The organism is Bradyrhizobium sp. NAS80.1 (genome assembly GCF_001908205.1).
Lineage (GTDB): Bacteria > Pseudomonadota > Alphaproteobacteria > Rhizobiales > Xanthobacteraceae > Bradyrhizobium.
Genome location: NZ_LGHL01000069.1, coordinates 1 through 15,551 on the forward strand (window position 1 = coordinate 1; position 15,551 = coordinate 15,551).

Annotated in this window: 10 protein-coding genes and 5 pseudogenes; 5 read left to right on the top strand and 10 right to left on the bottom strand. The window is 60.6% G+C overall.

Going from position 1 to position 15,551, the window contains the following annotated elements:
* The 6 genes and pseudogenes from AC629_RS17285 to AC629_RS17300 form a co-directional block, all read right to left on the bottom strand.
* A pseudogene (locus AC629_RS17285) lies at positions 1-1,595 on the bottom strand (site-specific integrase); the annotation flags it as partial.
* Between the two features lie 484 nt (positions 1,596-2,079).
* Positions 2,080-2,478: a transposase gene (locus AC629_RS47725; RefSeq protein WP_210419059.1), complete on the bottom strand. Its 399-nt coding sequence runs from the start codon at positions 2,476-2,478 to the stop codon at positions 2,080-2,082.
* Positions 2,433-2,894, bottom strand: coding sequence for a helix-turn-helix domain-containing protein (locus tag AC629_RS50180; protein WP_349531113.1), 462 nt, complete (start codon positions 2,892-2,894; stop codon positions 2,433-2,435). Before AC629_RS50180 ends, AC629_RS47725 begins: the two co-directional genes overlap by 46 nt.
* Positions 2,891-3,148 carry a hypothetical protein gene (locus tag AC629_RS47730; RefSeq protein ID WP_208867107.1) on the bottom strand — a complete coding sequence of 86 codons (258 nt, stop codon included), beginning with the start codon at positions 3,146-3,148 and terminating at the stop codon, positions 2,891-2,893. Before AC629_RS47730 ends, AC629_RS50180 begins: the two co-directional genes overlap by 4 nt.
* Before the next feature lie 229 nt (positions 3,149-3,377).
* Positions 3,378-3,815 carry a CopG family transcriptional regulator gene (locus tag AC629_RS17295; protein ID WP_074123679.1) on the bottom strand — a complete coding sequence of 146 codons (438 nt, stop codon included), beginning with the start codon at positions 3,813-3,815 and terminating at the stop codon, positions 3,378-3,380.
* A gap of 9 nt (positions 3,816-3,824) precedes the next feature.
* Positions 3,825-5,828: pseudogene (locus AC629_RS17300) on the bottom strand (conjugal transfer protein TraG).
* A gap of 1,573 nt (positions 5,829-7,401) precedes the next feature.
* Here AC629_RS17300 and AC629_RS45350 point away from each other — a divergent pair.
* The 3 genes and pseudogenes from AC629_RS45350 (at position 7,402) to tnpC (ending at position 9,629) form a co-directional block, all read left to right on the top strand.
* Positions 7,402-7,680, top strand: coding sequence for a hypothetical protein (locus AC629_RS45350; protein ID WP_245331895.1), 279 nt, complete (start codon positions 7,402-7,404; stop codon positions 7,678-7,680).
* A complete protein-coding gene (tnpB, locus tag AC629_RS17310; protein WP_084806209.1) occupies positions 7,677-8,030 on the top strand; it encodes an IS66 family insertion sequence element accessory protein TnpB in 354 nt (117 codons plus the stop codon). Before AC629_RS45350 ends, tnpB begins: the two co-directional genes overlap by 4 nt.
* A gap of 69 nt (positions 8,031-8,099) precedes the next feature.
* Positions 8,100-9,629 (top strand): annotated as a pseudogene (gene tnpC / locus AC629_RS17315) (IS66 family transposase).
* 18 nt (positions 9,630-9,647) lie between these two features.
* On the opposite strand, the pseudogene AC629_RS17320 reads toward tnpC, so the two are convergent.
* Positions 9,648-9,782, bottom strand: a pseudogene (locus AC629_RS17320) (IS3 family transposase); the annotation flags it as partial.
* A gap of 450 nt (positions 9,783-10,232) precedes the next feature.
* On the opposite strand from AC629_RS17320, the gene AC629_RS46885 reads away from it, so the two are divergent.
* Positions 10,233-10,379 carry a hypothetical protein gene (locus AC629_RS46885; RefSeq protein WP_168195511.1) on the top strand — a complete coding sequence of 49 codons (147 nt, stop codon included), beginning with the start codon at positions 10,233-10,235 and terminating at the stop codon, positions 10,377-10,379.
* A gap of 96 nt (positions 10,380-10,475) precedes the next feature.
* Entirely contained in the window at positions 10,476-12,428 is a 1,953-nt protein-coding gene (locus AC629_RS17330) for a recombinase family protein (RefSeq protein WP_245331896.1), read from the top strand.
* Here AC629_RS17330 and AC629_RS17335 read toward each other — a convergent pair.
* From AC629_RS17335 to AC629_RS48750, 3 genes and pseudogenes are all read right to left on the bottom strand, one after another.
* Positions 12,398-13,490 (bottom strand): annotated as a pseudogene (locus AC629_RS17335) (IS3 family transposase). The gene AC629_RS17330 and the pseudogene AC629_RS17335 overlap by 31 nt on opposite strands.
* A 139-nt stretch (positions 13,491-13,629) precedes the next feature.
* Positions 13,630-14,043, bottom strand: a complete 414-nt coding sequence (locus AC629_RS17340; protein ID WP_074120486.1) for a hypothetical protein — start codon at positions 14,041-14,043, stop codon at positions 13,630-13,632.
* Positions 14,044-14,704: 661 nt separating this feature from the next.
* Positions 14,705-15,551, bottom strand: an 847-nt coding sequence (locus tag AC629_RS48750) for an acyl-CoA dehydrogenase family protein (RefSeq protein WP_349531114.1), incomplete at its 5' end; no start/stop codon positions are given.

Genomic DNA, 15,551 nt, shown 5'->3' on the forward strand with positions numbered 1-15,551 from the left:
CACGCTCCCGCGCTCGGGGTAGCGGGCGTTGCCGGAAGCTCCTGATACGAGCTGGGCTGCAGGCCACGGTGTGGTGTGGACGATGGAGCGGGTTCTTCCATCACTTCCCTAAACCAATCCCACGCTCCCGCACTCGGGGTAGCCGGCGTTGCCGGAAGCTCCTGAAACGAGCCCGGCTGCGGGCCAGGGTGTGGTGTGGACGGTGATGGAGCTGGTTCTTGCATCTGCTCCCTAAGCCAATCCCACGCTCCCGCGCTCGGGGTAGCGGGCGTTGCCGGAAGCTCCTGATACGAGCTCGGATGCGGAGCGCCTAGCCAGGCGAGCGAGCCCGCTTGTTGCGGCGGACCCAACCCCAGCGCTCGGTTCGCCTCGACAGCTTGTTGATATTGCCGGAGCCTTGGCAATGCCGTCCTGAGAAGAGTGCGCAAGCGAACGTCATCGCCCGCAAATTCGTCGGCCTCGGCACGTAAAGCCTCTAGATTCTCAACTCGACCGGTGATTGCCGGCTTCTGTGTCGCCTGAAGCCAGGCGCTGAACTGGCGAAGTGCCCCCAGGTTCACGCCGATTTTCGGGGCCACCTCGCTAAATCCGAGAAAAAGCGCCTCGTCATCCGCGCTGGGGAAAACATCCCTAAGCGGGAGCGGCTTGGCGCGTCGGCGGTAGTTCTGAAGAAGATTCCACGCACGTGGAAACTCTCTAGGATACGAGCCCGTCCCAGAGTTAATATAGCGGTCTCGCTCCTGGGGGCCAGCCTGAGTAATGCTCACCCCGCGATCGTTGAGCCACCTACTGAAGCTGTTAAGAGCCCTACGGTACTGCTGCATGGTTACCGGCGCAAAGCTGCGCTTAACGCCTTCGTCACACGCAGCGTTGATGAGCGCCTCGTCCTCGAGATCGACCCGCCGGCCGCCTCGCGGCAACGCTGTCACCGGCGCTCCGACTGCGAATTGCTCGAGCCTCGTCAACGCTGCCTCGATACGAGCGCCCAAGCGAACATCATTGGCCGCAAACTCGTTCCCCTCGGCACGTAATGCCTGAATATTCTCTAGTTGGCTGCTGACTGGTGGCTTCTGCTTCGTCAGAAGCCAGGCGCTGAAGTTGCGCAGTACCTTTAGATCCCTTCGGATCGTGCGATCGCTTGTCCCGCTTTTCTTGGCCTCCTCGCGGATGGAGCCATCGCTGGCTCGGTTTTTCTTGGATGCCTCGCGGAATCTAGAAAAAAGCTCCTCGTCCGGGCCATCGTTCTCGCGGCCTCGCTTGGACGGCACTTCAGTCGAACGGCCGAAGGGAGTATGGCGCATGTCTACGCTTTGGCGCGTGCTGCTGAATGAGTGGCCCTGAATGGGCGGCATCTGCATCGAACCGCCGACATCAGTCAGCCGAATCGCTTCACCTCCGTCTGCGGTTTGCCCATCAGGCGAACTCGCTTCTGCGGAGCTCTCATCAAACGCACTGTGTTGCAGCTCGCTCAGCTGCTGCTCAAACCTCGCTTGCTGGCTCATATTGCCCGGTTCTTGCTGCTCCTGCTGCTGCAGCGGGGCGTTGTACGCCTGAAACTCACCAGGGCTGAATGGGTTGATGTTGTTGCGGTCCACTCTAATCGTCCTTGAGAATGTCGATTGTGCGCAAAGCCGCCAGCTCAGCTCGGACGTGTGGACGGCTCAAGGCGAGGGAGGTTTTAACAGCAAATCTCGTTGTCCAATCGAAAACAGCAACAAGAAATTGGCGCAGCTGCAAGCCGCGATCCTCCGACTACATCGGGCCTATCCGACTACACGGAGAACCGCGCGCTGCTACGTTCATTCCATTTGCGCTCGCCAGGCGGCCTCGCCCTCGAGAATCCGATTCTGTTTAGGAAGGTTAGCTTTCTGGAAGCTGACGAGTTCTCAGGATGATTCAACTGTGTGGTTCTTACGATCATTTGCTTCGTCTGTATTGAACAGCCGTGAGAGCGAAAGGCAGAACGGTTTACCCGCGACTTACGGCGCGGCAACCGGATGAGAGCGGCGCGTCAATCAAGGTTCTCCCGCATATTTGATGCAGGTCCCTTTTGCTTTTCATCGAGCGCATTGTGCATTGTCATGCGGCTGCCAGCAGCCTGTTTTTGAGCAGTACATATCCTGAACGCCCATACATCTGGCGCTTAATCGTCTTGAGACGGTTGATCTGTCCCTCGACGGGGCTGGTGCTCCAGGGTTGGGTGATGGCTGCGCGGACGGCTGCAATGTCGCGGCCGCTGCCTTGTGCAAGCGAGGCCAGTTCGCTGCTCGAAGCATCCTCGATCCATTGATCGAGACCTGTGTCATCGTCGCCCCGTATCAATGCCGCGAGCCGTCGAGCGAGCTCACCGGCGTTCGAAAGCTCCGGCGCATTTTCGTAGAGATGATGAAGGAACCGCTCGGTCTGCTCCTCGAGCGATGTAGGCTCTTTGCTCAGGAGCCATGCACAGCTGCGGTGCGAGGGCAGTCGCCACCGCACATTCGGCGCAGCCGTCGATCAGCCCTGCTGGCGCGCAACAGTCCACCGGTACACGGTCGTTCTGCTGCCTTCAAAGCCGCGGAGCTTGATTTCGGTCCACAATTGCAAACCGTGTTGTTCACCTTCCTCCCAGCGCTTTGCAGATAGTCTCGAAAGGGATCAATCAGGACAGAGCCCGCGGGTGGCCGCCGGTGCTCAGGCTCACCGCCTGCAGCAAGCCAGCGTTCGACCGTCCTCACGCTCATGCCGATCCGCGGCGCGATCCCGCGCGGCGATAGGCCGGCGGCGCGCAAATCGAGAATTTCGGCATAGAGTGAACGGCGGTGGCTGCGCCCGCTGCGGCGCAGGGCCTCAAGTTTCGTTGTAGGTTCTGGTTCCGGCTTGGCTTTGTCGTTTTCGACCATCTGCGCGATCATTGCCTTTCCAGCGGCACCGCCCGCCTTGCGGTGACGGCCAACAGCCAGACGTAGCGCTTCACCCAGGTTTTGGAGAAGGTGAAAACGGTCGGCAACTTGGGTGCATCGGGAGCACCGCGACGGGCACCCTCAGAATAGATGCGATCCCGCGCGACCACCTCGATGCCTGGATGGCGACCTAGCCAAGACGCCACCGTATCGGCATTTCGGTCCGGCAAAAGATCGATGACGCGATTGCGTTCCAGATCGCACATGATGGTCCCGTAGCGTAACCGTTGTAGTGGACCACAACTTAACCCTACGACAGACTCAAGCCCTTCGATCGTTGTTCGGATGGTGTTCCTCACAGTGACATCGGCATCTTTCAGAGCCGAGGCGACTGATCGGCACCGAGTACTCTCTGGATTGAAATTTTGATGCGCCCGGAGGGCAGCTCGAGACTTTCTTCCACGGGAATCAACGAGAATGAATGTATCGGCGAGCTTAGGCCGGCTTGGAGTTCTCCGGTCTTTCGCCGCGTGGCTCTACGTCTGAGCTAACCTCCTTCGCCGGACTCTGCCCCTTCGCCAGGCGTCGGCCCAGTGCTTCGACAAATGAATCATAGCGCTCGTGTCCTTTCGCCTGGGCTGCCGGCTGCGCCGCATCCGGCAAAGGCGGAGTCGCCGTGAGCCAGAAGCGGACGAACAGACCTAGCGCTTCGTTTGAAATCGTAACGTGACGTTCGAGTCGTTCGAACTGGCGTGTCAGCCGATCCAAACGCCGGCTGAGCGCTGCCTCCATTCGCTCCGAATTGTCTGGCGACAAGAGCGCGGATAGCGCCGTCTCCACAACGAGCGCCTGAGCCACTCGCTTGCGGCTGGCATAATCAGCAAGCTGAACAGTGAGGTCCGGCGGCAGACGAAATGTGTACTTAATCCGCATGCCCTCATCTCAGAGATCGAGACCGTCGCCCGGATCCATTGCGGCCTGACGCGCAAGACTTGACGCCTGTCCGCGAAGGACGCGGGCGCGCTGGACCTCGTCGTCCCCTTCCTCATCGGCAAACTCGAACTCTTCCTTCTCCGGGCTGCGGTCTATCCCCACCTCCTCATGCTCGCCAAGCTCCGGTTCGCGCCGAATGCCACCATTGGCGGGATCACCGCTCGAGAAAGCATGCTGCTTCTCTGTGGATCGCTTCTGTTTGGTTCTTGAGCCGTCAGGCAAAGGCAGCCCTGCTCCAATCGTCAGGAGGCAATTGGATACCCTCTTCTCTGTTTCCGGTTCGAGCTGCGGGAGTACCCGTTCACGGAATCGTGGATCTTCGTAATAGCGAGCCTTCTTGGCTCCGATCGGCGGGCATCCCGAGACCAGCACCAATTCATCGTCCGACGGCGACTGCATGACCTCACCGGGTGTCAGCAGGGGTCGCGCCGTTTCTTGCCTGGACACCATCAGGTGTCCAAGCCAAGGGCTTAACCGGTGACCGGCATAGTTTTTCATGGCGCGCAGTTCGGTCGCCATTCCGAGGGCCTCTGACACCCGCCTTGCTGTTCGCTCGTCATTCGAGCGCGAACGCGACCCGGACATGGCAATTGTCGAGAATCGAATTGTTCGGCCCGTGCGCCTTTTCGACCTGATTAAGAGACGGGCGATCAAGAAGCTCTTGAGGCCGTACCCGCCATGAATGCGAGCGCCGACTCGAAAAAGTCGAGCCGACCCAAAGCAGGGAACTCATCAAGCATCAGCAGCACACGATGCCGGCGCGCCTCGGCGTGGAGATCTTCTGTGAGGCGCCGTCCGATCTGGTTGAAGATCAATCGCACCAACGGCTTGGTCCGACTAATGTCCGAGGGCGGCACAACTAGATAGAGCGACGTTGGTCATTTCGCCTCCACGAGATCGCGAATACGCCAATCACTGCAGCGCGTGACCCGAGCCACCACCGGATCGCGGTAGAGTCCGAGGAAGGACATTGCCGTCGAAAGCACCCCAGAGCGCTCGTCTTCGCTCTTGTTCAGGAGCTCGCGCGCTGCGGATGCAATGACAGGATGTGGACCGACATCGCCGAGGTGCGGCGTTGTCATCATCGCGCGCAGCGTCGCCTCGATGGGACGCTTGGGATCCGAAAGGAAGTTGGCGACGCCAGCCAATGTCTTGCCGGGCTCAGCATAAAGCACGTGCAGGATGCCGCCGACTAGCAGCGAGTGGCTGGTCTTTTCCCAGTGATTGCGTCGTTCTAGTGCTCCTTCAGGATCCACCAACACGTCTGCAATGTTCTGGACATCGCGAACCTCCCACTCGCCCCGGCGAACCTCGAGCCGTGGATCGTAAGCTGCAGAGTATCGATTGGTTGGATCGAACAGCAGTACCCGCCTATGGAAGGAGCCGAACCCCGAGGTGAGCGCCCAGTTCTCGCCCTTGATATCGTGAACGATGCAACTACCCGGCCAGGTCAGGAGAGTCGGAGCGACGAGGCCGACGCCCCTGCCCGATCGCGTTGGCGCAAAGCAGAGCACGTGTTCGGGCCCGTTGTGTCGAAGATAGTTGCGATCGCACCGGCCGATGATAACGCCATCCGGCCCTGTAAGCTGCGCTGATGAAAGTTCGGAGGAAGCGCCCAACGTGCAGAGCCGTAGGTGGCGGCCGTCTTCGCCTCTTGGGCTCGCTAGACCGACATGGCAAATGCAACTATGATCGAAATGATGCCGCCCGATGCTGCGATACAAGCCCCCTCTGTGAATACCATTGGCGCATAGGCGTCGTAGGCGTACCACCACCAGAAAAAAGCGGGCGGCAGGTGACGGGCTTTCCATGCCCGAACTCGAACCAAGGCTGCCCGAGCTGCGGCTGGAATGCGAGCTTCCAGGCAACCCACTGGGTCGCCGCCCAAGTGGTAATGAGCACGATGGCAAGGACAAGCGTGATTTGGCCCCAAAGGACCTTCGTCGTAGACATGATGGACGCTCATCAAACCCTGGCGGCCCTGATCCGCAACGTCAAAATTGCACGAGCGTAGAAATGGCGGCCATGGAGTGAGTACAGATCGACCTCGCGACCTGGAGCTACGCAGTGAACGAGACACAGCTGCCGCATCCGGCCTGGACGAGCGGCACCTTATCAAAGGCCAATGGCACATTGACCTTCAGGGGAGCTCAATCTGAAGCCTAAGACGTGCATGCGGATAGTTCTAGCTACCTCCAGCGCTCGGGCGTTCTCTGTCGTAAATCCGGCAAGTTTTTGAACTTGAACGGCCCCAAAAGCTTGCGGTTCTATTCCCGGCCTCCAGCGGACGCGAGCCGCAGGACCCGAGCTTTCGCCGCTGTAAGGCGTACAGTCGCCGGCTTCCGACCTCAGAGCGACGAGCGGGCAGTTTCAGAAAAACTTGTTGCTTTTCGGGAATATCCCCCAGAGGCTATCAATCAGTTCGAACAACTCACCAAAGATCCGACCCAGTTTATGCTACGTGAGTCTTGGCAGCAGATCGCTCGGATCGTTGCTCGCGGGACTGTCCTACCGAAACTTTCCTCGGCTTAGCCAGAGTGGCGTACCGCTTTCCAGCGACCACCCTGGAGCGAGAGCAATTGGCGGCTCGCTGATTGTCGGCCCTGTCGCGTCTAGCGGCACATCGGACCATCCCGACGTCCTTGCGCCGCGGTCAAAATCATAGTTAAGAGCAAGTTTGCCAATGTAGAAGATGTTGGACAGGCTCGTCATGTTGGCTGGGACCGTTGCTAACGGCAGAAACTGAATGCTCAGAGGGCTGCCGACCTGACCTTCCATCAGGGATAGAGGGGTATCGACCACGTCGCTGTAAATCGACCGACCGTAGGCGCCACTGAATGATATCAGCCCGCAGCCTCCGCCGAAGTTCCCGCCGAAATATCCTCCGGTCCAGCTCCACAGTGCGGGTGGTATCTGTACTGCCGGCTCAAAATCCGCCGCACGGACGGCGCAGCTCACAACGAGCGCAGCTGTTGCGGCACCCCAAAAGAGAAGATCAGATCGCATAACCACCTCAAGAAGACGCGCGCCCGCCGTTTCGCAACACAGAATGAGCGACTTTGTTGGCGTCGCTTCCACGCTGCTTGTGGTGTGCAGGATCTAAGCCAACGGAAACGATTACCGCATTACGCGCGCTTTTGTTGGGCGATGTCGTTCTTGTAACAAGACCGGTGCTTTTTGAAACAAGCCGCGCGTCTGAGGCCGGACGCAACCCGGATGCTGCATAGCCGGCAATTCGGCGAAGGAGTGAACCATGTTTTGCGAATTTGTGGTCTGAGCTTCCTCGCACGTGTGCATTGAAACGTAAGCGGTGTTTTGATCGCACCTTTTCCTGAAGTTTACGATCGGCGAGTGTGACGATCTCTGAATCGGAGATCGTGTTGTGTCTACGCTTGCACGACGGCGCGCCGGCTTGAGATTATCGCGGGAACAGGCCGTCGCCGATAGTTCTCGGCAGACGACAAGGCCCGGATGATTGAAGAGACGCTTGTTCCGGGCGCGGTGGTTTCGGAAGTTGCACGCCGGCATGGCGCTTGCGCCGCAGCAATTGTTCACATGGCGCCGCCAAGCGCGGCAGCCTGCCGGCGCAGATGCCACCCCCGAGGTGCCGCAGTTCGTGCCTGCAGTCGTGGAATCGGCATTGCCGGAAGGCGCGGCTCGGCGGCGGCGCCAACGGGCACGCCCGGTGGATCTGGGCTCAGGAATCATCGAGGTAGAGATTGAAGGCGTCAGCGTCCGGGTCGGCCGTGGCGCTGACGCCGAGACGGTCGCGATGGTCATCCGGGCGCTGAAGGCCTGCACGTGATCGGTCCGACCGGTACGGTGCGGGTGATGATGGCGACAAAGCCGGTGGACTTCCGCAAGGGCGCCGAGGGTCTGGCGGCATTGGTGCGCGAGACGATGAAGTCCGATCCGTTCTTGGGCGCCGTCTACGTGTTCCGGGCGAAGCGGGCTGACCGCGTGAAGCTGATCTATTGGGACGGCACGGGAGTGTGCCTGTTCGCCAAACGGCTCGTTGGCAAGTTCCGCTGGCCAAACGTGCAAGATGGCGTGATGCGGCTGTCGGCTGCGGAGTTCTCGGCATTGTTAGAAGGGCCCGATTGGCGACGGGTTCACGCCGGGGGCGAGACCCCGGCGCCGGTACAGCCGGGTTGATCTGCGACGGAGTGAATCAGTCCGATCGAAATGCTCGCAGGGCGCTGCGGCGCATGATGTACTCGCATCATGACGGCGACGACGGATGCGCTTCCCGACGACCCCGGCACGCTCAAGGCGATGCTGCTGGCGGAACGTGCGCGCACCGAACGGCTGGAGCAAATCATCAAGGAGTTGCAGCGTCACCGCTTTGGCCGACGGGCCGAGACGCTGCCGGAAGATCAATTGCTGTTCGGCCTCGAAGAAGTCGAGCAGACTGTGGCGAGCGGCGAAGCCGAGAACGAAACGGCGGCACCAGCCGAGCGCGCAAACCATGCCGCCAAGCGTCGCATCAACCGTGGATCGCTGCCGGAGCATCTGCCGCGCATTGAGATGATGGTCGACATCGACGATCATGCCTGCCCATGCTGCCGCAACGCACTGCATAGGATTGGCGAGGATGTCAGCGAACGACTAGACATCGTCCCGGCCCAGTTCCGCGTGCTTGTTGTGCGTCGACCCAAATATGCCTGCCGAGCCTGCGAGAGCGGAGTTGTGCAGGCGGCAGCGCCGGCGCGGCTGATTGAGGGTGGGTTGCCGACTGAGGCGACGGTGGCGCAGGTTCTCGTCGCCAAATACGCCGATCATCTGCCGCTGTATCGGCAGGCTCAGATCTATGCGCGGCAGGGCATCACGCTTGATCGCTCGACCTTGGCCGACTGGGTCGGCCGCGCCGCCTTCCTGCTGCGGCCGGTACACGAGCGTCTGCTCGCCAGGCTTAAGGGCTCGGCCAAGCTGTTCGCCGACGAGACGACGGCACCGGTGCTCGATCCCGGTCGCTGAAAGACCAAGACCGGTCAACTGTGGGCCTACGCACGCGACGATCGCCTCTGGGGTGGCGCCGACCCGCCCGGCGTGGCCTATGTCTACGCCCCCGATCGCAAGGCGGAGCGACCGATCGCTCATCTCGCGGGCTTCACGGGCACCCTTCAGGTCGATGGCTACGCCGGCTATCGCGTACTCGCGGAGCGCGGTAACGTGCAACTTGCATTCTGTTGGGCCCATGTACGCCGACGCTTCTACGAACTCGCCGCGGCCGGCCCGGCGCCAATCGCCAGCGAGGCGCTCGAACGCATCGCCGGACTCTATGCCATCGAGAGCGATATCCGTGGCCGCAGCGCAGAGGAAAGGCGCGAGGCCAGGCTGCTGAGGAGCCGGCCGGTCATCGATGAGCTCGAGCCCTGGCTGCGCGCCAAGCTCACTCTGATCAGTCAGAAGACAAAACTCGCTGAAGCAATCCGCTATGCGCTCTCGCGCTGGCAGGGCCTGACCCGCTTTCTCAGCGACGGCCGCATCGAGATCGACTCCAACGTCGTCGAACGCGCGATCCGGCCGATCGCGCTAAACCGCAAAAATGCACTCTTCGCAGGCTCCGACGGCGGCGGCGAGCATTGGGCCGTCATCGCCTCGCTGATCGAGACCTGCAAGCTCACGGGCATCGAACCGCACGTCTACCTCGCCGACGTCATCACAAAGATCATCAACGGTCACCCGAACAGTCAAATCCATGGGCCTATCCCGTTGCCCCGGTGCTCCAGGACGTGTGGTCTGCCCCTATGAAGTGGTCCAGTTGCAATCTTAATGCATGACCGGCTTTTGGGCCATCGCCTGGGCAGACGGTGGTGCCGATCCACGCGGCGGTGCGGGCCAGACCACGGCCTCCGGTGCCGGTGGTTTGTAGCCGAGCGATGAGTGCGGCCGCTCGGTGTTGTACAACAACGTTTGAGAACGCCCACAGGACCGTTTTCCGCGAGGTTCTTTACCGGCATCATCCTTGGTTTGGTCGTCGAGTTTGCGTTCATGGGACCGTCGACAAGGCCGATGATGTCGTTTTTCGCTGCACCCTGGACGGGGCGCAAACAGATCGTTGGCTGGAAGTTCCAGCATGGATGTTCGACCGGACGGCATGCCCTGACGCCGAGCTTTTGACAGCTCATCCGTTTGTTAGCATCGATGCGCTTGCCGCGCTTTCTGCGGTTCTCGATCTGGCGTTGAAGGATCGAACGCCATCAGCTGTCCGGGTTCCTGGCGCACCCAAAGGCTCTCACGACCAGAATCGGGGAGCGACTCATGTCACGCCAGACGGCAATGCCAGGGAGCGGATACCGACACAATCAACAACTGCGATTGCAACAGCAGATGGATCTGTTCGGGAGCGGCCTGTTGAACAGCGCCATCGGCGCGCCGGCGTGGTCGGAACTGCCGCCGGAAGCGCGGGCGGCGCTGACGAGCCTGATGACGCGGTTAATCCTCGACCATGCTGCGACGACAGCGACGCCGCGCGCGAAGGAGGTTGATCATGATCTCTGACAAGGTCAGGCCTCATCATTTGGAGCGCAAGGCGATTCTTTACGTGCTGCTCATCAAGTCTTGCACAATCGTGAAAGCAGCACGTTGCAGTACGCCATGCAGGACCGGCTGACGGCGCTCGGCTGGTCAGAGATCGAAGTGATCGATGATGATCTTGGTCGTTCGGCCGCCGGCGGGGTCCAACGCGCTGGCTTTGAGCGGATGGTGGCGGAGGTTTGCCTCGGTAAGGTAGGTGCGGTTTGCGCCCGCGAGGTCTCGCGCTTCGCTCGCAACAGCCGGGATTGGCAGCAACTCATCGAGATGTGCCGCGTGGTCGACACCGTTCTGGTCGATCAGGAGACCATCTATGCGCCAAGGCACGGCAACGACCGCCTGCTGCTCGGGCTCAAGGGGAGCCTCAACGAGTACGAGTTGGATCTGTTGCGTCAACGCTCGCTCTCGGCGCGCTACGAGAAGGCGCGCCGGGGCGAACTGGTTGTGGCGGCGCCCGTCGGCTTCGTGAAGGCCGACGACCGTTATGAGAAGGATCCGGATCGGCGTGTCCAGGAAGCGATCAAGCTGGTGTTCGACAAGGTCGAGGAACTGGGCAGTGCCCGACAGGCGCTCTGCTGGCTCCACGAATACAACCTCGATCTGCCGGTGAAGCAGTCCAACGGCGACACGGCCTGGCGGCGACCGAATTACTCCGCCATCCACCGGATCATTGAGAACCCGGTCTACGGCGGCGCCTATGCCTATGGTAAGACGGCTGTGACGGCGGGATACACCGCCGCGGGCGTGAGCGGGAAGATCCGCCGCAAGAGGCGGAACGAATGGTTGTCGCTGAAGCCCAATACCCACGACGGGTATGTGAGCTGGGAGAGGTTCGAGGCGATCCGCGCAATGGTCAGCAGCAACGTTCCCACTGGTCGACATCACGGTGCGCCCAAGCATGGAGACACGCTGCTGGCCGGTCTGATCCGGTGCAAGCGCTGTGGCCGCAAGCTTACAGTCCGGTACACAGGCATGAAGCACCATATCCCGCGCTACAGCTGCAGCCGCGCCTGGATGGACAATGGCGGCCCTCTCTGCATCGCCTTCGGAGGATTACGCGTCGATGATGCAATCGAGGACGCGCTGCTTGGCGTTGTCGGCCCAGGCGCGATCGCCGCTGCAACCGCTGCTGCCAAGGAAGCCGAAGAACGACAGGATCAGGTGCGTGCTGCTCTCAGTCGCGATCTGGAAGCGGCGCGCTATGCCGCAGACCGGGCCTTCCGGCAATACGATGCCGCCGACCCCGCGAACCGGCTGGTGGCGAGTGAACTTGAAGCGCGCTGGAACGGGGCGCTTGCTCACGCGGCGGAGGTCGAGGGCAAGATCGCCATGCATGATGCGGCGACGCCCGCACCCATTGCTGATCCAGCTTCGCTCGGCGTTCTCGCCTCGAACCTCAAAACGGTCTGGGATGCGCCGACGACGGATGCTCGCCTCAAGAAGCGCATCGTACGCACCCTCGTCCATGAGGTCGTGGCTGATATCGACGACGCGGCGTCCGAGATCGTTCTCATCGTCCACTGGATGGGTGGTGCTCATAGCGAGCTGCGCTTGCCCAAGCGTCGGCGCGGACAGCGCAACAGCACTTCTGCTGATATTATCCAAGCCGTGCGTCAACTGGTGCTGATTGCCAGCGACGATCTGATTGCTGGCATCCTCAACCGCAACGGCCTCAAGACGGGCCACGGCAATCGCTGGACCCGCGAGCGCGTCACATCGCTGCGCTCCTATCACCACATCCCGGTGTTCAAGCCAGCCAATGACGGGATCAAACCCTGGCTCAACCTTGGCAAGGCCGCAAAGCTCCTGAAGATCGCACCCAAGACGCTCCGACTGGCCGCTGAAGCCGGCGAGATCGAAGCCTTCCATCCGCTATCGGACGGCCCGTGGATCTTCGCCCGCGCCTCGCTGATAATAACTGCTGCTCAATCTATCGCCGAACGAGCGCGACAGAACCCAAGACACCCCGCGGGATCGCATCCCAATCAGCAAAGTCTCTTCTCTTCAACAACATAGACAGATGGGTGTTCTGATGCGCAGTTGTAGTAGCAGCGCCATGCTTCGATGATGATCTTAGCCTCGGCGAGGCTGTAGAAGATTTCACCGTTGAGGAGTTCGTCGCGCAGCTTCGAGTTGAAGCTCTCGCAGTAGCCGTTCTCCCAGGGGCTTCCGGGTTCGATGAAGGCGGTCCTTGCGCCGACTGCGACGATCCACTCCCGCACGGCTTTGGCGATGAACTCCGGGCCGTTGTCGGAACGAACATGGCCCGGCACACCGCGCAGGATGAACAGGTCCGACAGAGCGTCGATGACGTCGGTGGAGCTGAGCTTGCGATCGGTACGGATCGCCAGACACTCCCGGGTGAACTCGTCGATGATATTGAGCATGCGGAACTTCCTGCCATCGTGGGTCCGGCCCTCGACGAAGTCATAGGACCAGACATGATTGGGGTGCTCCGGCCGAAGCCGGATGCATGACCCGTCATTCAGCCAGAGACGCCTTCTTTTGGGTTGCTTCTGGGGGACCTTCAGCCCCTCCCGCCGCCAGATGCGTTCGACGCGTTTGGCATTCACCGTCCAGCCCTCTGATCGCAACATCGCGGTGATCCTGCGATAGCCATAGCGGCCATACCGAGAAGCCAGCCGGACGATGTCGGCGGTCAATGCCTCGTCGTCCTTTCGACCTCTGGGTTTCTTGCGGTGGGTCGAACGATGCTGGCCCAGAACCTTGCAGGCAAAGCGCTCCGAGATGGAGAACTTCGCCATGACATGGTCGACGCAGCGGCGACGGCGGGAAGGGCTCAGAAGTTTCCCGAGGCAGCCTCTTTCAAGATCAGCTTCTCGAGCGTCAGGTCCGACACCGCCTTGCGCAGCCGGCTGTTCTCTTTCTCCAGCTCCTTGAGGCGCTTCACCTGATCGCCTTTCAGGCCACCGAACTCCTTGCGCCAACGATAATACGTAAACTGCGTCACACCGATCGAGCGAACTGCTTCTCCGACCGAGCGGCCTTGTGAAACAAAACATCGACCTGGCGCAGCTTTGCGACGATCTCTTCGGGCTTGTGCTTCTTCTGGGGCATTCCAACGTCCTCTCCAAGGCTCAATAGCCTACTTCAGGGAGGACCACTTTTCAGGGGGCAGACCAGTCCCTGATTGCCTATGCAAGCAACGTGAATTCAAGTCTGAGGTCGCGCTGATCTACACGGGGTCCGAAAGGCCTTATTGCGCCCCCTTCAGGACCTCGCGAAGCGACGCTGCGAGGCGCTCATATTCCTCGGGCTTCGTCTCTTTGAGAGTAGCCAGGTCCGCCACAATGCGGTCGAGGCGTCGGGCTGCAGCTTGTGCCTTGATGTCATTGATCTCGCGATGGATCTTGGTGAATTCTTCGAAAGCCGTCGCATCCTGCTTCTCCTTCGGCAGGTCGACGATGAGAATAGCAAGAGCGTCCATGACGCGGCCCAGCTGACGACCGTAGCTCTGTGCGGCGACAACCTCTCGTTCGGTATCAGGCGCGCTTGAATTCTGCTCGTTGATGTTGGTAACGCTACCAAACACCCATCCGGGCAGTATGGGCTGCACGAAATTCCGGGGCGCCGCAAAGAAATCCAGAGGATTTGGCATGCTGCCCTTCATCCAGAATGGCCAGTCCCACCTCGGCGGATTCTTAGACTGAGAGTCGCTGCTCATGAGGTGGCTTCCTTCCGGCGAAGTCGACAGGGGACGATGTTGGATGTGGTCGCAAGTCGAATGTAGGCTGAGAGATCATGCCCCACTGTGAAGGATTTCATATCAAACGCAGTAATAGTGAGCTATGTGCGAGCTTTGGTTGGTCGTGTGTAGCATGAGGCTTTACTCGCCAGCCGCATCAGAACTTTCGGACGCAATCGCTCTAAAGAGATATCTACTACACCCTCAACCGGCGACTACGCGAGCGACTTGGGTACCCTCAACGGCGCAGTGAAAATGACCGGATTTTACCCGCGATATCTGTGTTGAGGCCTATCCGAACCTACAGCAAACAATCAACAATGCCTACAATGACCGGAGGCAGCGAAATCGCGCTACGGATGAAGTTGCTTTTGCTGCAAGCGCAAGCGCGTGTCGAGACAGTAGCCGACTGAAATCGCCCGAAGCACAAGCGCCCGGAAGCTCCGCTATAGAGCTGTCTGCGAAGTCAAATTTTCGCCCGCAAACCACTTTCCCCCCATGGACGCGGTCTCGCAACATGCGAGCTCTGCTTCAAAATGGTGTCAGTCCAATCTCTCGCAAATCCGTTCTTGACACGCTCACTAACTTACAAACCTGCGCCCTTAGAGATCGCGTCTGAGAAGGAGCGATCGACGATTTCATCGACACTAAGCTTTCGCTTGATAAGACCCCAGCGGAAATAGAGGTCGATAGTGCTTTGCTCGTCCCTCGTCACGCTATCGTCGATTGGCGCAATGCGCACTTTTGCCCGCGACAGCCAATTCAGCGGCACCACAGTTGGGATATTCATCAACCTGCCCCACGTCTCGGCGTAGCGGTTGGGATTGGTGAGCGACCAGGCCCTCGCAGCCGCAAGCCGACGGATGAAGTCGGTCGCGCGCCCACACAGGACGTCGCGATAGCCATCGTCGAAGTCGCCGGCGAAACTGTCGATCAGCCGCGCATTCACCACGAGCCGCGCCTCGATGCCGCCGACGACCTCCTGCACGAGCGCAAGGGTCGCAAGCGGCGCGCCGAGGCTGGAAGGCACGCGTTGCCGGACGAACTCGATTAGCCAGTCGCGCGCGGCGCGCGCGATGCCGTCATAGAATCGCGGCAATAAAACGGTGTGCGTGGCAGCTTGCGAGACGTCCAGCCCGCGCCAATCCGCAGGTCTGCGCACGTCGATCTCGTGATCAAGCGGGAGGACGACATCGTCAAAAACGACGTCGTGGCTGCCGGAGGCGCGCAGGCCAAGATGATCCCAGGTCTCGACGATGCGTGTGCCTGGCAGGCCCGCCGTCACCAGAAACTGACCAACTCTAGGCTCGGGCTCGTCTGTCCGGGCCCACACCAGGTTCCATTTCAGGATCGGCGCGCCGGTCGAATAGATCTTGCGGCCGGTGCGCCACCCGGTCTCGGTGCGCCGCGCGACGGTCGCGGGAAGGCCACCG

Excerpts from the sequence above, each read along its gene's own strand:
- AC629_RS17340 (WP_074120486.1), bottom strand. The coding sequence starts at position 14,043 with ATGAAGGGCAGCATGCCAAATCCTCTGGATTTCTTTGCGGCGCCCCGG.
- AC629_RS47730 (WP_208867107.1), bottom strand. The coding sequence starts at position 3,148 with ATGTGCGATCTGGAACGCAATCGCGTCATCGATCTTTTGCCGGACCGA.
- AC629_RS50180 (WP_349531113.1), bottom strand. The coding sequence starts at position 2,894 with ATGATCGCGCAGATGGTCGAAAACGACAAAGCCAAGCCGGAACCAGAA.
- AC629_RS45350 (WP_245331895.1), top strand. The coding sequence starts at position 7,402 with ATGGCGCTTGCGCCGCAGCAATTGTTCACATGGCGCCGCCAAGCGCGG.
- AC629_RS17295 (WP_074123679.1), bottom strand. The coding sequence starts at position 3,815 with ATGCGGATTAAGTACACATTTCGTCTGCCGCCGGACCTCACTGTTCAG.
- AC629_RS17330 (WP_245331896.1), top strand. The coding sequence starts at position 10,476 with ATGCAGGACCGGCTGACGGCGCTCGGCTGGTCAGAGATCGAAGTGATC.